Here is a 19,925-nt window from a genome sequence, read left to right on the forward strand (position 1 = left end):
CTGCATAACTGAATGCCAGACGCGCCCGGTTGCTGCCTATCGGGGGACCATCGTCTTGCAAAGGATGATGTTGGAAAGGCCTTCGGGCCATCCGGCGGATTCGGCCATGCGCTCGAAGCCGGCCTTTTCGTAAAGGCCCGGCGCCTGGAAGTCGTGTGTCGAGACCCACACGCGCCGCGCGCCTCGGGCGGCCGCCTCGGAGACAAAAGCATCGAGCAGCTTCCTGCCATGGCCGACACCTCGGCAGGTTTCCTCGACCCACATCAGTTTGAGTTCGGCGATCCCCGCCTAGGAATAGCCGGCGGCGACGCCGACAGCGTGTCCGGTTTTGTCCCGCAGCGTAAAGACGAGACCACGGTCATCGCGGCCTGTCAGAAGCCGGTTGTCGCTGTTGAGACGCTGCTCGATCGCGTTGATCTCGGCTGACGGAAGATCGTGCTCGGCCTGCAGGCGGTGGGCCATCAAATGCCGCCATACCAGTCGTAGCCATTGTCCTCCCAATAGCCGCCGCGGCCGCCGCCGATATTGGCGAAGCTGTCGACCACCTCGATCTTGTAGAGATATTTCGGCATCTTGTAGCCGAGCTGGCGCTCGACGCGCACGCGCAGCGGCGCGCCGTTCTCGACCGGAAGCGGCTTGCCGTTGAGGCCGTAGGCCAGGATCGTCTGCGGATGGCGGGCGTCGATCAGGTCGATGGTGCCGTAGTATTTGATGTCGCCAGACAGGCTTTGCTCGATGGTGTCGAGGCAGTGGAACATGACGTAACGCGCCTGCGGCTTGACCACAGCCTGGTCGAGCACCAGCGACAGCGGCGTGCCGGTCCATTTGGCGATGCAGCTCCAACCTTCGACGCAATCGTGGCGCGTGATCTGGGTACGACTCGGCATGTTCTGGAGCTGCTCGCGGGTGAGTGACAGCGGCTTTTCGACAAGGCCGGTAACCTCCAGGCGCCAGTCGGCGAAATTGTTGGCAAGCAGGCCCTTATAGGTGTCGTCGTCGGGCGCGGTGACGCCGTTCGGGCGCTGCGGCTGGCGGATGTCTGCCTCGGTGAATTCCGGCGCCAGCGCGTCGCGGCCGGCAAGCAGGCGCTGCGCGCGCCAGGTCAGGCCATTGGCGTTTTCGAGGAAGCTGCGCAGGCCGCCGCCGATGCCGAGCCCGCTGTCGAAGGCATCACAGCCGGACAGCATAATGCCGGACAGGCCGAGGCTGGCGGAGGTGAGGAATTTTCTTCGGCTTATCTGGAACTTGGGCATGTCAGATGCTCCTTTCGGCCGGCTCGTCGTGTTTCTCGGGCGGGTCCGTGCGGTACCAGCCGGTAATGATCGAGCGCAGCTCGTTGATCGGGCCGGCCGCCAGAATCATCAGCATGTGGATGATGAAGAAGAGGACGAGCAGCACCATGACCGTGAAGTGGATGGTGCGCGCCGTCTGCCGGCCGCCCAGGATTTCATTGAGCCAAGGGAGCACCGAATTCATGCTCGGCGACATCGCAAGGCCGGTGATGATCATCAGCGGCAAGAGCACGAAAAGCACGCCGCCATAGGCCATTTTTTGCAGCGTGTTGTATTCGCGCGTGTGGTGGAATTTCAGCTTCGCGTGGTCGACGATGTCTTTCGGCAGCCTGCGCAAATCATCCAGGCGCGGCGCGAGGTCGCGATGGACATGGCCGTTGACGAGGCCCGCAATCAGCCAGACGAGCAAAGTGGCGGAAAGCACCCAGGCGAAGAAGAAATGCACCACGCGCGCGGTGCCGAGGTCGTAGTAGGACGGGATTGTCGCCCAGGCCGGGAAGGCGCGCGGCGTCTCCTGGCCGGGCGGCCCGGACCAGCCGAGCACGCCGGTGGTGTCGAAGCGATGGCCAAAAATCTGGGTGAAGCCGCGCGGGCCGTTGTCGGTGTTCTCGGCGCCGATCTGGAGGATCGTGTTGTTGTATCCGAAACCGGATTCCTTGCCGATATAGAGCTGCGGTCGCGCGTTGAAGATCTGCAGGCCGGAAAGCAGCATGAAGAACAGGGAAAAGGCCCACAGCCAGTGCGTCAGCCGCGTCCAGCGCGACTGCCGGTAAATCAGCGTCGCATCCTTCGGCGCGGCATCCGCCTCTGTGGCGGGTTGGCTCCTGGCAATGGTTTCCATTGTTCTTGCCCTTCTGGCCGCAATCCCGTGGCGGCCTCAGTGTAGCGTTCTCTCCCCAATACGTCGCCAACCCAAGCGGTGTTTCATCCGATCACGGATTTATTACGGGCTGCCCAGGCTGACGGCGAGGTTGACGGCGGCAGCAACGATGACGGTATTAAAGAAGAACGCCAGGACTGAATGGACAAGCACGACGCGTCGCATATGCGATGTCGTGATCCCTGTGTCGGCAGTCTGCGCGGTCATGCCGATGACAGTCGCGAAGTAAAGAAAATCCCAGCCTTCCGGCCGCTTGCCGCCGGGGAATTCGAGGCCGCCGACCGGCATCTTCTTCTTGGTTTCGGCATCAAGCGCATCCCCATCCATCCAATAGACATGCGCGTAGTGAAGCGCTGCCATGGTGTGGATGGCGAACCAGCCAAGCGGCATCGACAGCAACGCGAAACTCAGCACGATGGGACTGCTGCCCTTGTGATTGATCAGCTGGAACAGCAGGACGATGGCGATGCCGACGACGGCGAGCGTGATGGCAAAGATGCCCAGAAGCGGCAGATCGATCTCTCGCGCGTTCTTGCTCAGATAACGGCCCGTCAGCCGCGGCATCTGACGCAGAACGAGAATGATAAAGGCGGCGAAGAACGCATTGGCGCCGATCGAGATCGAATAGGGGAACGGCGCTCGGAGGAGCAGCGCGATTGCCAACGCGGCGGCGCCGACACAGGCCGATACCGCGAATTGCATGTGCCGGTGCAACGGGTCGCTGATGGGCGTATCGGTGGTCATAGCCGGCCTGATGGCGACGGTTTTTCTAGTCCGGTGTGACGGATTTTAACGCGCGCCGCAAGATGCGGTCGAGTTCGCCGAGAAAGCGCGAACGATCCTGCGGGGTGAAGGCGGCGTTGAAGCCGCGGCTTTCGCCGGTCTCACGCAGGTGCTGCTTGAGATCGCGCATCGCCACCGCCATGCCGATGGTCTCCGGCGTAAACGGCCGGCCGGTGGGTCCCAGCACATGCGCACCGAGCGCGACCGTGCGCGCGGCAAGCGGGATGTCGGCCGTCACCACGACGTCGTTGAGCTTTGCGTTCTCGACGATCCAGTCGTCCGCGGCGTCCGCGCCCTTTGACACGACGATGTTGCGGATCATCGGATCGCGCGACGGACGCAGGCCACCGTTCGAGACATAGGTGACGATGACGCCGTGGCGCTCCGCGACCTTCTCGACCTCGGCTTTCACCGGGCAGGCGTCGGCATCGACGTAGATGGTGGGTGCGGGCATCGTCACTCCAAACGAACATGGGGCCGGCGTGTCAGCCAGCCCCATGGCAGAAATCGCAGGACTTGTCAGGCCGCCAGGGCTCCCGACTTCTTCGCGGTCCAGGTGGCGATATAGTCCATCAGGCCGGGACTGAGGCAGTCATAGGGTTCGAGCCCGATCGACTTGAGCTGGGCGCGGATGCCGGCCATGCGGCTCGGGTCGACGCCGGATTCGATGATCGAGGAGACGAAGGCGGCGAAACCGGGCGGCGACCAGCCGTCCTCCTCGAAGCGCTCGGGATGGATGAAGGACAGGCCCTTGAAGGCATGGTCGCGCTCGACCGGGCCGTACATGTGGACGCCGCAGCCGGTGCAGGCATGGCGCAGGATGAGGGCCGAGGAGTCGACGACCTTCAGCTTGTCGCCGTTCTCGGTCACGGTGACATCGCCGCTGGCGGCAACGGCAACCACCGAGAAGAGGGCGCCTTCCGGCTTCCAGCACTTGGTGCAGCCGCAGGCGTGGTTGTGCGCGATCTGGCCCTTGACCTTCACCTTCACCGGGTTGCTGGTGCAGGCGCAGACCAGCGTGCCGCCGGTAAAGGATGCGCTCTCCTTGGGCAGCCCATTGTCGATCTTCGGATGCAGTTTCTCGGCCATTCGTCCTTCCTCCCATGTTTCGGTCATGCCGACCCTGTGTCGATGACCACCCTCTTTTTCCATGAAGTGCACCTTCAGCAGACGATGCACCTCGCTCAAGCTCCTCCTCAAAAATCTGCCATGCACGAGATAGGAGATTTCATCTTTGGCGCGATCGATTTCATTCAGATCGATCTCGACCTGCTTGTTGTCCCGAAAACTGCGCCACAAGTCCTCGCCGAAGTTCCGTATCCGATGGATCGTCGACTTCTCGTGGTCGATGAAGCGAATCCGAACCTCCTTCACCTAGTAAACCACCACACTCCTGATCGACTTGCCCTCATGCATGAGGTCGAAGCCCTTGTTGATGTCCTCCAGCTTCAGCGTATGGGTGATCATCGGGTCGATCTGGATCTTGCCCTCCATGTACCAGTCGACGATCCTCGGCACGTCGGTGCGGCCGCGCGCGCCGCCGAAGGCCGTGCCCATCCAGGTGCGGCCGGTGACGAGCTGGAACGGCCTGGTCGAAATCTCCTGGCCGGCGCCGGCGACGCCGATGATGACCGATTTGCCCCAGCCGCGATGCGAGGCCTCCAGCGCCTGGCGCATCACCTTGGTGTTGCCGGTGCAGTCGAAGGTGTAGTCGGCGCCGCCGATCTGGTCGGCGCCGCGCTTGGTCATGTTGACCAGATAAGGCACGATGTCGCCGTCGATCTCCTTCGGATTGACGAAATGCGTCATGCCGAACTTCTCGCCCCAGGCCTTCTTGTCGTTGTTGACATCGACGCCGATGATCATGTCGGCGCCGGCAAGGCGAAGACCCTGGATGACGTTCAAGCCGATGCCGCCGAGGCCGAAGACCACCGCGGTGGCACCCTGTTCGACCTTGGCCGTGTTGATCACCGCGCCGATGCCGGTGGTCACCCCGCAGCCGATGTAGCAGATCTTGTCGAAGGGGGCGTCGGGGTTGACCTTGGCGACCGCGATCTCCGGCAGCACGGTGAAGTTGGAGAAGGTCGAGCAGCCCATGTAATGGAACAGTTTCTCGCCATTGACCGAGAAGCGCGAGGTGCCGTCCGGCATCAACCCTTGCCCCTGCGTGGCGCGGATGGCGGTGCACAGATTGGTCTTCCTCGACAGGCAGGACGGGCACTGCCGGCATTCGGGCGTGTAGAGCGGGATGACATGGTCGCCCTTCCTGACCGAGGTCACGCCCTTGCCGACATCGATGACGATGCCGGCGCCCTCATGGCCGAGGATGGCCGGAAAGATGCCTTCCGGATCGGCGCCCGAGAGCGTGAACTCGTCGGTGTGGCAGATGCCGGTCGCCTTCACCTCGACCAGGACCTCGCCCTCGCGCGGCCCTTCGAGGTCCACCTCCATGATCTCAAGCGGCTTTCCGGCACCAACAGCGACTGCGGCACGCGTTTTCATGAGGCATTCCTCCCAAGGCTATCTTCAAAGTTTCGGCTTGCGGCAGGCTGCCGGGCCTACCCGGCGAGCACCGCCTGCCATTCATCATGCGCCCACCACACCTTACCGGGTTCGGGGGTGGCGGCCAACGCCTCCGGCGACGTTTTACGGCGCGCTTTCCGTAATCGGCGGCAGGCGCCGAGAGCAGGGGATGCAGACACTTGAGACGCGCCGGAATTGTCCATAGAACTGGAAGGCTTCGCCGGAGGGACGACATCCGAATGTTCAAGAAGATCCTGATCGCCAATCGTGGCGAGATCGCCTGTCGCGTCATCAAGACGGCGCGCAAGATGGGGATTGCCACGGTCGCGGTCTATTCGGATGCCGATCGTGACGCCATGCATGTCGAAATGGCCGACGAAGCGGTGCATATCGGCCCGCCGGCCGCCGCGCAGAGCTATCTCCTGCCTGAGAAGATCATCGCCGCCTGCAAGGAGACCGGCGCCGAGGCGGTGCATCCCGGCTACGGCTTCCTGTCGGAGCGCGCTTCCTTCTGCGAAGCGCTGGAAAAGGAAGGCATCGTCTTCATCGGGCCGAAGCCCAAGGCGATCCGCGCGATGGGCGACAAGATCGAATCGAAGAAATTCGCCAGCCAGGCCAAGGTCTCGACCGTTCCCGGCTGGCTGGGCGTCATCGAAAATGCCGACCATGCCGAAAGGATCGCCGGCGAGATCGGCTATCCGGTCATGATCAAGGCCTCGGCCGGCGGCGGCGGCAAGGGCATGCGCATCGCCTGGAGCGAGGCGGAAGTCCGCGACGGCTTCGAGCGCGCGCGCTCGGAAGCGAAAAGCTCCTTCGGCGACGACCGCGTCTTCATCGAGAAATTCGTCGTCGATCCGCGTCATATCGAGATCCAGGTGCTGGCGGACGCGCATGGCAACGCGCTCTATCTGGGCGAGCGCGAGTGCTCGGTCCAACGCCGCAACCAGAAGGTGGTCGAGGAGGCGCCGTCGCCGTTCCTCGACGCCAAGACGCGCAAGGCGATGGGAGAGCAGGCGGTGGCGCTGGCGAAGGCCGTCGACTACCAGAGCGCCGGCACGGTCGAGTTCATCGTCGACAAGGACAAGAACTTCTATTTCCTTGAAATGAATACGAGATTGCAGGTCGAGCATCCGGTGACCGAGCTCGTCACCGGGATCGACCTGGTCGAGCAGATGATCCGCATTGCCGCCGGCGAAAAGCTCGGCATCAGGCAAAGCGACGTGAAGCTCAACGGTTGGGCGGTGGAAAGCCGCCTCTATGCCGAGAATCCGTTCCGCAACTTCCTGCCGTCGATCGGCCGGCTGACGCGCTACCGGCCGCCGGAAGAGGGCACGTTCGGCGATATCGTGATCCGCAACGACACGGGCGTCGCCGAAGGCTCGGAGATCTCGATGTTCTACGACCCGATGGTGGCAAAGCTCTGCACCTGGGCGCCGACGAGGTTGGCAGCCATCGACGCGATGTCCGAGGCGCTGGACAGCTTCGTCGTCGACGGCATCGAGCACAACATCCCGTTCCTGGCGGCGCTGATGCAGCACCCGCGCTGGCGCGAGGGGCGGCTGTCGACCGGTTTCATCGCCGAGGAATATCCGGATGGCTTCGCGCCGGTCGAACCGGATGGCGAGGAAAAAGCGGTGTTTGCCGCGATCGCCATCGCGATCGAACTGCTGCGCCGGGACCGGCTCGACCGCCTCGGCGGGCGGCTGGCGCCGCATTCCGGCCATCTCAAGCGCGATTGGGTGACGAAGATCGGCACGGACTATCTTCCCGTCAGCATCGTGGACGGCATGGTCTCCATCCCGATGGAGGTCGATCTGTCGATCGATGGCGGCAAGCCCATGACAGTCGCCTCCGGCTGGCGGCCGGGCGACGCGATCTGGCATGGCACGGTCAATGGCAAAGGAATTGCGGCGCAGATACGGCCGGTGCCGAACGGGTTTCACATCGCCTGGAAAGGCATGTCGGTGACGGTTCAAGCCATGTTGCCGCGCACGGCTGAGCTCGAAAGGCTGATGCCGGAGAAGTTGCCGCCGGATACCTCGAAAATGCTGCTTTGCCCGATGCCCGGCCTCGTCGTTTCGATCGCCGTCGCGGAAGGACAGGAGGTCAAGGCCGGCGAGACGCTGGCCGTGGTCGAGGCGATGAAGATGGAAAACGTGCTGCGCGCCGAGCGCGACCTCACCGTGGCGAAGCTCAACGCCAAGCCCGGCGACAGCCTGGCGGTCGACGCGGTGATCATGGAATTCGCCTGACGGCTTTGCTGTGCACAGGCGATCGCTGGACTCGCATCGCGCGCTCCCGGACAATACATCTGCACCGATGATGAGTCCTTTCGAGCGACACGAAGCCCATGGCAGATGAACTTCCACGCGACCCGCTGCAGCGCGAAGCAGCCGTGAAGGCCGCGCAGCCGGAAGCGCCGGCGCGGACCTTCATCCATCTGCGCGTGCACTCGGCCTATTCGCTGCTGGAGGGCGCCCTGCAGCTGGGCGCCATCGTCGGCCACGCGGCCAAGGACCAGGCGCCGGCGATCGCGGTGACCGACACCAACAATCTGTTCGGCGCGCTCGAATTTGCCCAGAAGGCGGTCAAGGACGGCATCCAGCCGATCATCGGCTGCCAGATCGATCTCGCCTTTGCCGGCGAGGCGGTCGAGGCCCAGCGCGACCGCCGCCGGCACGGACCCGGCGTGTCGCCGCTCGTCCTGATCGCCGCCAGCGAGGTAGGTTATGCCAACCTGGTTCGGCTGATCAGCCGGGTCTATCTGGAGACGCCGCCCGGCGAACCGGTGCATATGACCAGCACGATGCTGGAAGGCCATTGCGATGGCCTGATCTGCCTGACGGGCGGCCCGCGCGGCCCGATCGGCAGCGCGCTCAAGGCCGACCGCCGCGACGTCGCCGAGCAGCGGCTGCTGACGTTGAAAGCGCTGTTCGGCGACAGGCTTTATATCGAATTGGAGCGCGTCCAGGGCTATGACCGGATGGTCGAGAAGTCGACGGTCGACCTCGCCTACACCCATGAATTGCCGCTGGTCGCCACCAACGAGGCCTTCTTCTTCAAGCGCGACGACTACGAGGCGCATGATGCGCTGATCGCCATAGCCGAGGGTTCGGTGGTCGCCGCCGATAACCGCCGGCGGCTCTCGCCGGACAATTTCCTGCGCAGCCAGGCCGAGATGGCGCGGCTGTTCTCGGACCTGCCGGAAGCGATCGACAATACGGTCGAGATCGCCATGCGCTGCGCCTACTATCCGAAGAACCGCAGCCCGATCCTGCCCCGCTTCACCGGCGCCGACGCCGCCGACAAGGACGCGGCCGAGAAGGCCGAGGCCGCCGAGCTTGCCCGCCAGGCGCGTGAGGGGCTGGTGGCGCGGCTTGCCAAGCACGGGCCGACGCCAGGCTACACGGTAGAGCAATATCGCGAGCGGCTCGAATTCGAGCTCGGCATCATCGAGAAGATGAAGTTCCCCGGCTACTTCCTGATCGTCGCCGACTTCATCAAATGGGCCAAATCGCAAGGCATCCCGGTCGGGCCGGGCCGCGGTTCGGGCGCCGGCTCGCTGGTCGCCTATTCGACCACCATCACCGATATCGACCCGCTGCGCTTCTCGCTGCTGTTCGAACGCTTCCTCAATCCCGATCGCGTCTCGATGCCCGACTTCGACATCGACTTCTGCCAGGACCGGCGCGAGGAGGTCATCCGCTACGTCCAGCAGAAATACGGCCGCGACCAGGTCGGCCAGATCATCACCTTCGGCACGCTGCAGGCGCGCGCGGTGCTGCGCGACGTCGGCCGCGTGCTGCAGATGCCTTACGGCCAGGTCGACAAGCTTTCCAAGATGGTGCCGCAGAACCCGGCCAATCCGGTCAAGCTGGCGGATGCCATCGCCAACGAGCCGCGTTTCGCCGAGGAGGCGGAGAAGGAGCCGATCGTCCAGACGCTGCTCGACACGGCGCAGAAGCTCGAAGGCCTCTACCGTCACGCCTCGACGCACGCCGCGGGCATCGTCATCGGCGACCGGCCGCTGTCGGAACTGGTGCCGATGTACCGCGATCCGCGCTCTGACATGCCGGTCACCCAGTTCAACATGAAATATGTCGAGCAGGCCGGGCTGGTGAAGTTCGACTTCCTCGGCCTGAAGACGCTCACCGTGCTGGAGACGGCGGTGAAGCTCATCCGCCGGCGCGGCGTCGACATCGATCTTGCCCGCATTCCGCTCGACGACAAGGACACCTATTCGATGCTGTCGCGCGGCGAGGTGGTCGGCGTGTTCCAGGTTGAAAGTGCGGGCATGCGCAAGGCGCTGATCGGCATGCGGCCGGACTGCATCGAGGACATCATCGCGTTGGTCGCGCTCTACCGCCCTGGTCCGATGGAGAACATCCCGACCTACAACGCCAGAAAGCACGGCGAAGAAGAGATGGCCTCGATCCACCCCAAGATCGACCATCTGGTGAAGGAGACGCAAGGCGTCATCGTCTACCAGGAACAGGTGATGCAGATCGCGCAGGAGCTTTCCGGCTATTCGCTCGGCGAAGCCGACCTTCTGCGCCGCGCCATGGGCAAGAAGATCCGCGCCGAGATGGACAAGCAGCGCGAGCGCTTCGTCTCGGGCGCGGTCGAGCGCGGCGTGGCCAAGCCGCAGGCCGACTTCATCTTCGACCTCCTGGCGAAGTTCGCCGACTACGGCTTCAACAAGTCGCACGCCGCCGCCTACGCGGTGGTGTCCTACCAGACCGCCTATCTCAAGGCGCATTACCCGGTCGAGTTCCTGGCCGCGTCGATGACGCTCGACATGGGCAATACCGACAAGCTGGCCGATTTCCGGCAGGATGCGATGCGCCTCGGCATCGAGGTGGTGGCGCCCTCGGTGATGACCAGCTTCCGACCATTCGAGGTCGGCGAGAACAAGATCTTCTATTCGCTGGCGGCGCTCAAAGGCGTCGGCGACGCCGCGGTCGAGCATATCGTCGAGATGCGTGGCGAGAGGCCGTTCAAGAGTCTTGCCGATTTCTGCGAGCGGGTCGATCCGAAGGTCGTCGGCAAGCGCGTCTTCGAAAGCCTGATCATGGCGGGAGCCTTGGACTGCTTCGGGCATGACCGCGCCCAGATGATGGCCGGTGTCGAGCGGATGATGGGGCTCGCCTCGCTGGCGCAGCAGAACGCAATCTCCGGCCAGGCCGACATTTTCGGCGCCTCGCTTGGCGCCCAGTCGCAGGCGCTCAACCTGCCTGCGACCGATCCCTGGCTTGCCGCCGACCGGCTGCACCGCGAGTTCCAGGTCGTCGGCTTTTATCTCTCGGCGCATCCGCTCGACGAGTACAAGGCCGCGCTGCAGAAGATGCGGGTGCAGAACTGGGGAGAATTCTCGGCCGCGGTGAAGCGCGGCGCCGCGGCCGGCCGGCTCGCCGGCACCGTCACCACCAAGCAGGAGCGCAAGACCCGCACCGGCAACAAGATGGGCGTCGTGCAGTTTTCCGACACGACGGGTCAGTATGAGGCGGTGCTGTTCTCCGAAGGCCTGGCGCAGTATCGCGACATGCTGGAACCCGGCCGCTCGGTGGTGATCACCGTCTCGGCGGAAGATCGGCCGGAAGGCATCAATCTCCGCATCCAGACAGTGCAGTCGCTGGAGGACGAGGCAAGCCGCATCCAGAAGGCGCTGCGCATCTTCGTGCGCGACGCCCAGCCGATCAACATCCTGGCCAACCAGCTTTCCGTGAAGGGCGAGGGGCAGGTTAGCTTCGTCCTTATCAAGGACGCGGGTCAGGGCGAGGTGGAGATCGAGCTCCCCAATCGCTACCGCATCTCGCCGCAGGTCGCGTCGGCCATGCGCGCGGTGCCGGGTGTGGTCGAAGTGGAATTGGTTTAGCGCAATTCCAGGAAAAGTGCGTAGCGGTTTTCCGTCCGGAATTGCGTAAAACAAATACTTAGAGCGGGTCAGCGTTTCCGTGAATGGCCGACCCGCTCTAGTTCAGGAAACCGCGGCTTCCGCCTCCGCCGTCGGCGGGGCTTTCCGCTGCAGGTTGAGCAGATTGCCGGCCAGGATCAGCAAGGCGCCGCCCGCGGTGAAGACATCGATCTGCTCGCTGTAGAGCAGCCAGCCGATCAGCGCCGACAGCGGCACGCGCAGGAAGTCCATCGGCGAAATGACGGTCGCGTCGGCGTGGCTGAGCGCGCGGGCCATGCAGAAATGCGAAGACATGCCGGTGAAGGCGACCAGGAATATCGACGGCCAGAGTTCGACCGACGGGTTGCGCCAGACATAGAGCGCCGGGACGAGGCCGACCACGGACTGGATGATCAGCATCCAGAAGATGATGCGCACGACGCTTTCGGTTCGCGTCAGCGACTTGACCATGACCACCGAGACGCCGAAGCACATGGCGGCCCCCAGCACGACGAGATGACCGGGATCGATCGAGCCGACGCCAGGACGCACGATGATCACCACCCCGATCAATCCCAGCACGATCGCCGTCAGCCTTGGCCGCGACAGCCTTTCGCCGAGAAAGCTCACCGCCAGGATCGCGGTCCAGATCGGTGTCGTGAACTCGATCGAGATCAGCACGGCCAGCGGAATCAAGGTCAGCGCATAGAGCCAGGCGGCCTGGCCGGCATAGTGGACGACGTTGCGCGCGACGTGGGCGAGCGGGCGCTCGGTGCGCATCGCCTTGAAGCCGCCGCTTGTCATCACCAGCGGCAGCAGGATGAAAAAGCCGATCACCGAGCGCAGCTCCAGCACCTGGAAGACATTGAGCGCGGCCGTCGCGGTGCGGCCGGCGACCGACATCGCCAGGAACGAGGCGATCGACAGCGCCATCCAGAACGCGGCCTTGGGGATCGAGGGAGCGGGTGCCATGGGCGCTATTTCGCAAGCCAGGACCCTTGCCGCAACCGCTAGCCGATGCATTCGACTGGGCCAGCGCGATGAGGCGTAAAAAAACGGTCACGTTGAAGGCGGAACCTGCAGCGGCCGCACGCGTTCGAGTCGTTGTGTCCGTAAGCTTTGGCATGTCCGATGCCGAGGGGAGACCTCCAATGAAATCGCTGATGCTGCTTGTGCTCGCCGGCTGCCTGACGGCAGCCGTGGACGCCCGTGCCGACGATGCCGATTTCCTGCGCTCGTTCCAGGGCAGCTTCGCCGGCAACGGCACCCTCAAGGTGAGCGCCAGTGCGCCGACGGTGAACATCTCCTGCACCTTCAAATCCGGCGCAAGCTCGACCTCCCTGTCGCTGGATGGCCAATGCCGGGGCCTCATCCTGATGACGCGGGAGATCAGCGCCGACCTGAAAGCGAGCGGCGCGGGCTATACCGGCGTCTATGTCGGCTCGCGCACGGGACCTGCGCAGTTGAACGGCAGCCGCGAGGGCAACGCGCTCAACCTCGGCATCCGTTGGGCAAAAGAGGTCAACGGCGACCGCAAGGCGCAATTGACCGTCGAAAAGACCGGCAGAGACGGCATGCGGCTGACGGTGACCGACACCGATCCGAAGACCGGCAAGACCATGGTGACGAGCCGGATCGATTTGCGGCGGACCTGATCGAGGTATGTCGTTATTCAGGGCCGGCCTGACGCGTCCGCAGCCGTTTTCATTCCTCGATCGGCTCGGGCGGGCTGGCGCCGCGGCCCTTGCCGAACGTGTAGCCGGTCTCCACGGCCTTCCTGCCGAACTTGTCGCGCAGCTCGTCGATGGCGGTTTCGGCCAGCGCGCGCTTGCGGGACTGGATGTCGACCAGATCGGGCGGATCGGCCTTCCCGTCGTCGGAGAGATCGCTGACGCCGATGCCGAGCAGGCGGAACTTCGTGCCGTCGGCCTCGCGGCGCAACAGGTCGAGCCCGGTCTGAAAGATGCGGTCGGCCAGCCGTGTCGGATCGCCGAGCTGGCGGTTGCGGGTGCGGAGCTTGAAATCCTGCGTCTTCAGCTTCAGCACCACGGTGCGCCCGGCAATGCCGGATTTCTTCAGCCGCGCCGAGACTTTTTCCGACAGGCCGCGCAATACCGGCACAAGTTCCGCCAGGGAGGCGATATCGGTGTCGAAGGTGGTTTCGGCCGAAACGCTCTTGGCATCGCCGTCGGGGTCGACGCGACGATCGTCCTCGCCGCGCGAAAGCCGGTAGAGCCGGTCGCCCATGACGCCGTAACGACGCATCAACTCGCCGCGCTCCATGCGCTGCAGTTGGGCGATGGTGCGGATGCCGTCGCGCTCCAGCGTTGCGGCCAGCGCCTTGCCGACGCCCCAGATCAGCGTCACCGGCTGCCCGGCGAGGAAACTTGGCGCCTCAGCCTCGCCGATGACCGAAAAGCCGCGCGGCTTGCGGAAGTCGGACGCGATCTTGGCCAAAAATTTGCAGTAGGAGAGGCCGGCCGAAACGGTGATGCCGAGCTCCTTTTCGATGGTCTGCGCGAAGCGCGCCAGCACAAGCGCCGGCGGCATGCCGTGCAGGCGCTCGGTGCCGGCCAGGTCGAGAAACGCCTCGTCGATCGAAAGCGGCTTGACGAGCGGCGTCAGCGCCTGCATCAGCGCGCGCACCTCGCGGCCGACCTGAACATATTTCTCCATGTTGGGGGGAATGACCACAGCGTCCGGGCAGGCTTCGAGCGCCTTGAACATCGGCATGGCCGAGCGCACGCCCTGGATGCGGGCGATGTAGCAGGCGGTGGAGACGACGCCGCGCCGGCCGCCACCGACGATCACCGGCTTGTCCTTCAGCGCCGGATTGTCGCGCTTTTCGATCGCCGCGTAGAAGGCGTCACAGTCGATATGGGCGATGTGCAGCCGGTAGAGCTCGGGATGACGGACGAGGCGCGGACTGCCGCAACGCTCGCAACGGCGCGCCTCGCTGCGCTGCAGCGCCAGACAGTCGCGGCAAAAACCGTGTTCGGGATTGTTGACAGGAGCCGCCATCGCTGCGAACATAAAGAGAACAAACGCAATGGTACGACAGTGCAGGGCCGGCAACAAGCTTGGCCTGGGGAGAACGTATGAGCACGACCATAGTACCGCTGACACCAGAGCGTTGGGTCGACTTCGAGGACCTGTTCGGCAAGCAAGGCGCCTGTTACGGCTGCTGGTGCACGCATTTCCGGCTGACGCCGGCGGAGCGCCGCGCGAGCGACCGCGAGCGCAACAAGGATCACATCAAGGCGCGCATCGAAGCCGGCCCGCCGCCGGGACTTCTGGCTTTCGAGGAGGGCAAGGCCGTCGGCTGGATGCAGATCGGTCCGCGCGCCGACGTGCCCGAGTGGAACAATCAGGGCAGGGGTTCGGCGCCGATCGATCCGGCCGACGCCGGCGACGCGAGCGTCTGGGCGATCTCCTGCTTCTTCATCCGCGTCAAGGCGCGGGGCAGGGGCATCACCCATCGCCTCGTCGACGGCGGCATCGCCTTTGCCCGCGACAATGGCGCCAGGCTGCTGGAAGCCTGCCCGATCGATCTCTCGCGTGACTCGCGCTCGATCGGGCTGTTCGTCGGCTCGTCACGGGTGTTCGAGAAGGCCGGTTTCGAGAGGCTTGTGGAGCGCAAGCCCGGCCGGCCGCTGATGCGGCTGGTGCTTTAGCGGCTTAGGGTTTTGGCTTACAGTCACCGTCTTGCAGCCGTAACGCTTCTTCCCTACCAGAAGCGCGAAACGGTTTGCCTTCCGAGACCAACGGAGAACTGACGTGAAGCGTGTTTTACCACTTGTTTTCGTTTTTGCTTTCAGTGCACCGGCCCTTGCCCAAACTGTCGACAGCCAGGGCGCGAAGCAGCTTTCCGACAGTCTGGCGCGCTATTTCGGCAAACAGGCGTTTGACAGTGGCGTGGTCAAGGTCTCGGTGGAAGGCGATGCCTACAAAGTCGTTGTCGACATCAAGGCGCTGGTCAATGCCCTACCGGAAGAGAAGTCGCTGAAATTCGACCTGGCGCCCTACGCCTTGACGGTGAAGCCGCGCAGCGATGGTTCCTGGGACGTCGCCTCGGATTTCTCGCAACGCATGTCTTTCGAATTCAACGGACCGGAAGGTCCGCAAAGCATGCAACTCGCGGTCAAGGACGGCAAGGGCACCGCAGTCTACGATCCGAACCTCGCCGCCTTCACCAGCGGCGCCAGCTCGATGGCCGGCATGACCATGACATCGCGGGAAGCCAAGCAGCAGGCGGACGTCACCGCCGGCGCCGGCACCGCGACCATCGCCGCCACCAAGTCGGCCAATGGCGGTGTCGACTTCACCGCGACGCAAAAAGTCTCGAGCTTCGTCGAGACGATCAAGGTCGACGATCCCGACAGCGGAATGAATTTTCCGTTGACGCTGAAAGCGCCGGAATTGTCGGTGGACGCGAAGGGCAAGGGCGTGCGGACGAAGCCGCTGCTCGACCTGCTTGCCTTTGCCGTGGCCAATGAGGACGAAGCCAAGCTCAAGGCCAACCAGGCGGAGCTCAAGACGCTTCTGCAGGCCGCGCTGCCCGTCTGGGAAAGGATCGACGGCAACTACGGCTTCAAGGATTTCGAGGTGGAGAGCCCTGTCGGCAAGTTCGGAGCGACGCAGTTCAGCGCTGCGTTCGGCATGGACGGCGTCTCCCAGAACGGCAAAGTCGACTACGCGATCAAGGCTTCCGGCCTGACGATCCCGCGGCAGATGCTACCCGGCTGGAGCGTCGCTCTGCTGCCGACGGATGTCGAGCTGAACTTCGGCGGCGCCAATATCGATCTCGACACCATGGCGAAGAAAGCGATCGAAGCCTTTGATCTCAATAAGAATCCGCCGCTGTCGGATGAGTTCGGCGACGCTCTGGTCGCCGATTTCCTGGCCAAGACACCCAAGTTCGTCCTTGGCCACAGCACGGTGAAGAACGGCGATATCGAGGTCGCGATGGAAGGCGAGATGACGTTTCCGGGCAAGAAGCCGGATGCGACAATGATCGTCGATGTCGCGGGCTACGACAAGATCGTGCAGGTCCTGCAAGAGGGGGCCAAGAGCGACGAGCAACTGGCACAGGCGTTCCCCTTCGCGCTCGCCGTCAAAGGTTTTGGCAAGACGCTGCCCGATGGCCGGCTGGAATGGGTCATCAATGCCAAGGCCGACGGTTCTGTCACGGTCAATGGCGCCATGCTGAAGCCGGCCGATGCCGTTCAGGACGACGGCGCCGGCCAGGATGACGGCTCGGGCCAGGACGACGGCTCGGATCAAGAGGACGGCTCGGGCCAGGACGGCAATGGCGGCGCCGGAGCGAAGCTGCAGCCTTAGCGGCCTTAGAGGCCGAGAGCGCCCGCGATCTTCGGGGCCGCGTCGCGCCAGCTCTCGACAGAGATGATGTCGTCCGGAGTCGGCGGCAGGAAGGCGCGCAGCGAATTGTCAGCCATCAGGTGAAAGAGGTGCGCGTCGGCGACTGAGTCGCGCGCCGACATCAGGTTGGAAGGCTGGTCGTCGACAAAGGCGACGGACCTGCCCTTGGCGCCGCGCAGCTTGGCGATGGCCGGTCCTTTCGCCATTTCCGTGGTCAGCAGCGGGTAGTTCAGGCCGAGCGCGTCGAGATGCGCCCGGCGCACGGCGCGATGCCTGTGCGGCATGGCGGTCAGCAGGACGATCTCGGCGCGGCGCCCGAGCATCGCCAGCGCCTCCGCGGCGCCGTCGGTGATGCTTTGCCAATCGGCCTGCGCGTCGAAGAAATCGCCGAGAAGGGCCGTGACCTCGGCCTGCTCGATCAGCCGGCCGGATGCCGTCTTGGCGATGTTGCCTGTGAGGCGGAAGGAGGCGAGCGTCAACTGGAAGCCGCGCGTTTTCAGGAAATGCGGAAAGGGCCGGACGAATTCGAGCACGACGTCGTCGACGTCCAGCACCAGAAGGGGCCGGTCGTCGGCGGCAAGCTCCTCGATCTGACGCGCGGTCTCGGGATCGTCGCTCACGTCGAGCGCTCGTGATCGTCATTGCCGAGCGGCAGCGCGCGCAAAGCCTTGCCGACGGCGGCCGGCGGCGTGCCGGTTTCCTCGGCAAAGCGCAGAAGCGTCGGCTCATGGGCGAGGATGAACTGCAGCACGCCGGCGAGGAAGCCCGGCTCCTGCGCCGCCTTGCGGATCGAGTGCGCCTCGATACCGGTTATCGCCAGGAAGCGGGGCAGAAGCTCCGGGTCGCCGGCGACGAAGCCAAGCGCCCTGACAGCAAGGGTTTCCGCCTCCTCGCGCATTGACGCTGCGTTCGCCATCACTACCTTCTGCTGGTGTGGATGTGAGTCTTTCCTCCGCAGTAATGGCAAGCGTCGCTTGCGGCAAGTCTCAGCCGCTTCAGCCCTGCACCCGCGGATGGAATCCTGACGCTTTTCCAACGTTCGGTTTCCGTTTCGTCAATGATATTGGCGTAGAGTGAAAAAGGGTTGGGTGCGATCCGGAAGGGACGCATAACGACGGTCTTCGGCTCCGGAGGCAGTCGGGACGGGAAATTGATGGCTAAGAAGGTCATGATCGTCGAGGACAATGAGCTCAACATGAAGCTCTTTCGGGACCTCATCGAAGCCAGCGGTTACGAGACAGTTCGCACGCGCAACGGCCTGGAAGCACTGGACCTGGCGCGCCAGCACCGGCCGGACCTGATCCTGATGGACATCCAACTGCCCGAGGTTTCAGGCCTGGAAGTGACCAAATGGCTGAAGGAAGACGACGAATTGCATTCGATCCCGGTCATCGCCGTCACCGCCTTCGCGATGAAGGGCGATGAGGAGCGCATCCGCCAGGGCGGTTGCGAGGCCTATATTTCCAAGCCGATCTCGGTGCCACGCTTCATCGAGACGATCAAATCCTATCTGGGCGATGCCTGATGCCGAGCCGGAGCCTCTGAGATGACCGCGCGGATCCTCGTCGTCGATGACATCCCCGCCAATGTGCGGCTGCTGGAGGTCCGGCTGCTCGCCGAATATTTCGAGGTGATGACAGCCGGCAACGGCCCCGACGCGATCGAGACCTGCGAGAACGGCAAGGTCGACGTGGTGCTGCTCGACGTGATGATGCCGGGCATGGACGGGTTCGAGGTCTGCAAGCGGCTGAAGAGCGACCCGGCGACCTCGCATATTCCGGTCGTCATGATCACCGCGCTCGACCAGGTGTCGGACCGCGTGCGCGGCCTCGAGGCCGGCGCCGACGATTTCCTCACCAAGCCGGTCAATGATCTGCAACTGATGACCCGGGTGAAGAGCCTGGTCCGGCTGAAGTCGCTGACCGACGAGTTGCGGCTGCGCGCCTCGACCACGCGCAATATCGGCATCGAGGAGCTTTTGAGCCGCAACTTCGCGACCGAAGACACCAAGCCCAAGGTGCTTCTGATCGATGAGCGCAAGTCGTCGATCGAGCGCATTCAGAAGATGCTGCGCGGCAGCGCCGAACTCGACGTCGCTACCGATCCGAATGCCGGCTTCTTCCAGGCCGCCGAGGCATCCTATGAATGCGTGCTGATCTCGACGGCCTTCGCCGATTTCGATGCGCTCAGGCTCTGCTCGCAACTGCGCTCGCTCGACCGCACCCGCTTCCTGCCGATCATGCTCCTGGCCGATGAGGGCGAGGAGAGACGCATCATCCGCGGCCTCGAACTCGGCATCAACGACTATCTGACGCGGCCGATCGATCAGCACGAACTGACGGCGCGCCTGCGCACGCAGGTGCGGCGCAAGCGCTACAACGATCAGTTGCGCGCCAGCGTCACCCAGACCATCGAGATGGCAGTGACCGACGGATTGACCGGACTGCATAACCGCCGCTATCTCGACAGCCATCTCGAGACGCTGTTCGACCGCGCCGTGGCGCGCCGCCGGCCGCTGTCGGTGATGATCACCGATCTCGACCGCTTCAAGTCCATCAACGACGCCCATGGCCATGACGGGGGCGACGACGTGCTGCGCGAGTTCGCCAGGCGGCTGCGCAAGAACGTGCGCGGCATCGACCTTGCCTGCCGGTTTGGCGGCGAGGAGTTCGTCGTGGTCATGCCGGACACCGAAGGCGCCGTTGCCGAGAAGGTGGCCGAACGCATCCGCGCCGAGATCGCGCAGGTGCCGTTCGCGATCGGGGCGGATGGCAAGACCATCGAAGTGACGGTCAGCGTCGGCGTGTCGTCGGTGCTGAAGGGAGCCGATACGGTCGCGTCACTGATGAAGCGCGCCGACCTTGCCCTCTACGAGGCCAAGAGCGGCGGCCGCAACCGGGTTGTCGCCAAGGCTGCCTGAAGCGCGTCACGCTGAAACGGATTTAGGCGATTTCTCAAACCGCCGCGCACTTTTGAGCAGCATGCGTTGTAGCAGCCGTCAATACCCGGCCATCCGACAGGTTACGAATTTACCTTAATCCAAGCGATTCGCGAGCCGTGGTTAAGAAATGGTTGATTTTCATACGTTCTTGAGCAAATCTGCTTCGCATAGACCGAAGACGAAGCCGGCACGAGGGTAGACTGCCCGGCTCGATCCGAAAAATACCCCATGATG

The 19,925-nt window shown here is 64.0% G+C and carries 19 protein-coding genes; 7 read left to right on the forward strand and 12 right to left on the reverse strand.

What is annotated here, in order from left to right:
- Nucleotides 1–36: 36 nt before the first annotated feature.
- The 8 genes from EJ070_RS37185 to EJ070_RS23510 form a co-directional block, all read right to left on the reverse strand.
- Nucleotides 37–282 (reverse strand): GNAT family N-acetyltransferase, encoded by a 246-nt coding sequence (locus EJ070_RS37185; protein ID WP_348628929.1) that lies wholly within the window; start codon nt 280–282, stop codon nt 37–39.
- A 6-nt stretch (nt 283–288) separates the two neighbouring features.
- Complete coding sequence (locus EJ070_RS37190; protein ID WP_245464653.1) at nt 289–462, reverse strand: hypothetical protein; 174 nt, start codon at nt 460–462, stop codon at nt 289–291.
- Nucleotides 462–1,253: a molybdopterin-binding protein gene (locus tag EJ070_RS23485; RefSeq protein ID WP_126093477.1), complete on the reverse strand. Its 792-nt coding sequence runs from the start codon at nt 1,251–1,253 to the stop codon at nt 462–464. The genes EJ070_RS37190 and EJ070_RS23485 overlap by 1 nt, the downstream gene beginning before the upstream one ends.
- A gap of 1 nt (nt 1,254) precedes the next feature.
- On the reverse strand, nt 1,255–2,133 hold the full coding sequence (locus EJ070_RS23490; protein ID WP_126093478.1) for a cytochrome b/b6 domain-containing protein: 879 nt from the start codon (nt 2,131–2,133) through the stop codon (nt 1,255–1,257).
- A gap of 102 nt (nt 2,134–2,235) precedes the next feature.
- A complete protein-coding gene (locus EJ070_RS23495) occupies nt 2,236–2,916 on the reverse strand; it encodes a DUF1345 domain-containing protein (RefSeq protein ID WP_126093479.1) in 681 nt (226 codons plus the stop codon).
- A 25-nt stretch (nt 2,917–2,941) separates the two neighbouring features.
- The gene (locus EJ070_RS23500) at nt 2,942–3,409 is read right to left on the reverse strand and encodes a YaiI/YqxD family protein (protein ID WP_126093480.1); all 468 of its coding nucleotides are present in this window, start codon (nt 3,407–3,409) and stop codon (nt 2,942–2,944) included.
- 65 nt (nt 3,410–3,474) lie between these two features.
- Nucleotides 3,475–4,044, reverse strand: a complete 570-nt coding sequence (gene gfa, locus EJ070_RS23505) for an S-(hydroxymethyl)glutathione synthase (RefSeq protein ID WP_126092883.1) — start codon at nt 4,042–4,044, stop codon at nt 3,475–3,477.
- A 285-nt stretch (nt 4,045–4,329) separates the two neighbouring features.
- Nucleotides 4,330–5,457: an S-(hydroxymethyl)glutathione dehydrogenase/class III alcohol dehydrogenase gene (locus EJ070_RS23510; RefSeq protein ID WP_126093481.1), complete on the reverse strand. Its 1,128-nt coding sequence runs from the start codon at nt 5,455–5,457 to the stop codon at nt 4,330–4,332.
- 260 nt (nt 5,458–5,717) lie between these two features.
- On the opposite strand from EJ070_RS23510, the gene EJ070_RS23515 reads away from it, so the two are divergent.
- Nucleotides 5,718–7,730, forward strand: coding sequence for an acetyl/propionyl/methylcrotonyl-CoA carboxylase subunit alpha (locus EJ070_RS23515; RefSeq protein ID WP_126093482.1), 2,013 nt, complete (start codon nt 5,718–5,720; stop codon nt 7,728–7,730).
- 98 nt (nt 7,731–7,828) lie between these two features.
- Nucleotides 7,829–11,353, forward strand: coding sequence for a DNA polymerase III subunit alpha (gene dnaE / locus EJ070_RS23520; RefSeq protein WP_126093483.1), 3,525 nt, complete (start codon nt 7,829–7,831; stop codon nt 11,351–11,353).
- Nucleotides 11,354–11,455: 102 nt separating this feature from the next.
- Here dnaE and EJ070_RS23525 read toward each other — a convergent pair whose 3' ends face one another.
- Nucleotides 11,456–12,343 carry a DMT family transporter gene (locus EJ070_RS23525; RefSeq protein ID WP_126093484.1) on the reverse strand — a complete coding sequence of 296 codons (888 nt, stop codon included), beginning with the start codon at nt 12,341–12,343 and terminating at the stop codon, nt 11,456–11,458.
- 179 nt (nt 12,344–12,522) lie between these two features.
- Here EJ070_RS23525 and EJ070_RS23530 point away from each other — a divergent pair, with 179 nt between their 5' ends.
- The gene (locus EJ070_RS23530; protein WP_126093485.1) at nt 12,523–13,026 is read left to right on the forward strand and encodes a hypothetical protein; all 504 of its coding nucleotides are present in this window, start codon (nt 12,523–12,525) and stop codon (nt 13,024–13,026) included.
- A gap of 49 nt (nt 13,027–13,075) precedes the next feature.
- Here EJ070_RS23530 and EJ070_RS23535 read toward each other — a convergent pair whose 3' ends face one another.
- Nucleotides 13,076–14,404 carry a DNA polymerase IV gene (locus EJ070_RS23535; protein ID WP_126093486.1) on the reverse strand — a complete coding sequence of 443 codons (1,329 nt, stop codon included), beginning with the start codon at nt 14,402–14,404 and terminating at the stop codon, nt 13,076–13,078.
- A 65-nt stretch (nt 14,405–14,469) separates the two neighbouring features.
- On the opposite strand from EJ070_RS23535, the gene EJ070_RS23540 reads away from it, so the two are divergent.
- Complete coding sequence (locus EJ070_RS23540) at nt 14,470–15,045, forward strand: GNAT family N-acetyltransferase (RefSeq protein WP_126093487.1); 576 nt, start codon at nt 14,470–14,472, stop codon at nt 15,043–15,045.
- 103 nt (nt 15,046–15,148) lie between these two features.
- Complete coding sequence (locus tag EJ070_RS23545; protein WP_126093488.1) at nt 15,149–16,711, forward strand: hypothetical protein; 1,563 nt, start codon at nt 15,149–15,151, stop codon at nt 16,709–16,711.
- A gap of 5 nt (nt 16,712–16,716) precedes the next feature.
- On the opposite strand, the gene EJ070_RS23550 is transcribed toward EJ070_RS23545, so the two are convergent.
- Both EJ070_RS23550 and EJ070_RS23555 read right to left on the reverse strand, forming a co-directional pair.
- On the reverse strand, nt 16,717–17,370 hold the full coding sequence (locus tag EJ070_RS23550; RefSeq protein WP_126093489.1) for a hypothetical protein: 654 nt from the start codon (nt 17,368–17,370) through the stop codon (nt 16,717–16,719).
- Nucleotides 17,367–17,666, reverse strand: coding sequence for a DUF3572 domain-containing protein (locus tag EJ070_RS23555; RefSeq protein WP_126093490.1), 300 nt, complete (start codon nt 17,664–17,666; stop codon nt 17,367–17,369). Before EJ070_RS23555 ends, EJ070_RS23550 begins: the two co-directional genes overlap by 4 nt.
- 237 nt (nt 17,667–17,903) lie before the next feature.
- Here EJ070_RS23555 and EJ070_RS23560 point away from each other — a divergent pair, with 237 nt between their 5' ends.
- Complete coding sequence (locus EJ070_RS23560; protein ID WP_027166515.1) at nt 17,904–18,275, forward strand: response regulator; 372 nt, start codon at nt 17,904–17,906, stop codon at nt 18,273–18,275.
- 21 nt (nt 18,276–18,296) lie between these two features.
- Entirely contained in the window at nt 18,297–19,670 is a 1,374-nt protein-coding gene (locus EJ070_RS23565; protein ID WP_126093491.1) for a PleD family two-component system response regulator, read from the forward strand.
- The last annotated feature ends 255 nt before the right edge of the window (nt 19,671–19,925 follow it).

Origin of the sequence: Mesorhizobium sp. M1E.F.Ca.ET.045.02.1.1 (genome assembly GCF_003952485.1) — a bacterium.
Lineage (GTDB): Bacteria > Pseudomonadota > Alphaproteobacteria > Rhizobiales > Rhizobiaceae > Mesorhizobium.

What these genes read in the sequence shown, in the direction of transcription:
- EJ070_RS37190 (WP_245464653.1), bottom strand. Translation starts at nt 462, where the DNA reads ATGGCCCACCGCCTGCAGGCCGAGCACGATCTTCCGTCAGCCGAGATC.
- EJ070_RS23485 (WP_126093477.1), bottom strand. Translation starts at nt 1,253, where the DNA reads ATGCCCAAGTTCCAGATAAGCCGAAGAAAATTCCTCACCTCCGCCAGC.
- EJ070_RS23490 (WP_126093478.1), bottom strand. Translation starts at nt 2,133, where the DNA reads ATGGAAACCATTGCCAGGAGCCAACCCGCCACAGAGGCGGATGCCGCG.
- EJ070_RS23495 (WP_126093479.1), bottom strand. Translation starts at nt 2,916, where the DNA reads ATGACCACCGATACGCCCATCAGCGACCCGTTGCACCGGCACATGCAA.
- EJ070_RS23500 (WP_126093480.1), bottom strand. Translation starts at nt 3,409, where the DNA reads ATGCCCGCACCCACCATCTACGTCGATGCCGACGCCTGCCCGGTGAAA.
- gfa (WP_126092883.1), bottom strand. Translation starts at nt 4,044, where the DNA reads ATGGCCGAGAAACTGCATCCGAAGATCGACAATGGGCTGCCCAAGGAG.
- EJ070_RS23510 (WP_126093481.1), bottom strand. Translation starts at nt 5,457, where the DNA reads ATGAAAACGCGTGCCGCAGTCGCTGTTGGTGCCGGAAAGCCGCTTGAG.
- EJ070_RS23515 (WP_126093482.1), top strand. Translation starts at nt 5,718, where the DNA reads ATGTTCAAGAAGATCCTGATCGCCAATCGTGGCGAGATCGCCTGTCGC.
- dnaE (WP_126093483.1), top strand. Translation starts at nt 7,829, where the DNA reads ATGGCAGATGAACTTCCACGCGACCCGCTGCAGCGCGAAGCAGCCGTG.
- EJ070_RS23525 (WP_126093484.1), bottom strand. Translation starts at nt 12,343, where the DNA reads ATGGCACCCGCTCCCTCGATCCCCAAGGCCGCGTTCTGGATGGCGCTG.
- EJ070_RS23530 (WP_126093485.1), top strand. Translation starts at nt 12,523, where the DNA reads ATGAAATCGCTGATGCTGCTTGTGCTCGCCGGCTGCCTGACGGCAGCC.
- EJ070_RS23535 (WP_126093486.1), bottom strand. Translation starts at nt 14,404, where the DNA reads ATGTTCGCAGCGATGGCGGCTCCTGTCAACAATCCCGAACACGGTTTT.
- EJ070_RS23540 (WP_126093487.1), top strand. Translation starts at nt 14,470, where the DNA reads ATGAGCACGACCATAGTACCGCTGACACCAGAGCGTTGGGTCGACTTC.
- EJ070_RS23555 (WP_126093490.1), bottom strand. Translation starts at nt 17,666, where the DNA reads ATGGCGAACGCAGCGTCAATGCGCGAGGAGGCGGAAACCCTTGCTGTC.
- EJ070_RS23560 (WP_027166515.1), top strand. Translation starts at nt 17,904, where the DNA reads ATGGCTAAGAAGGTCATGATCGTCGAGGACAATGAGCTCAACATGAAG.
- EJ070_RS23565 (WP_126093491.1), top strand. Translation starts at nt 18,297, where the DNA reads ATGACCGCGCGGATCCTCGTCGTCGATGACATCCCCGCCAATGTGCGG.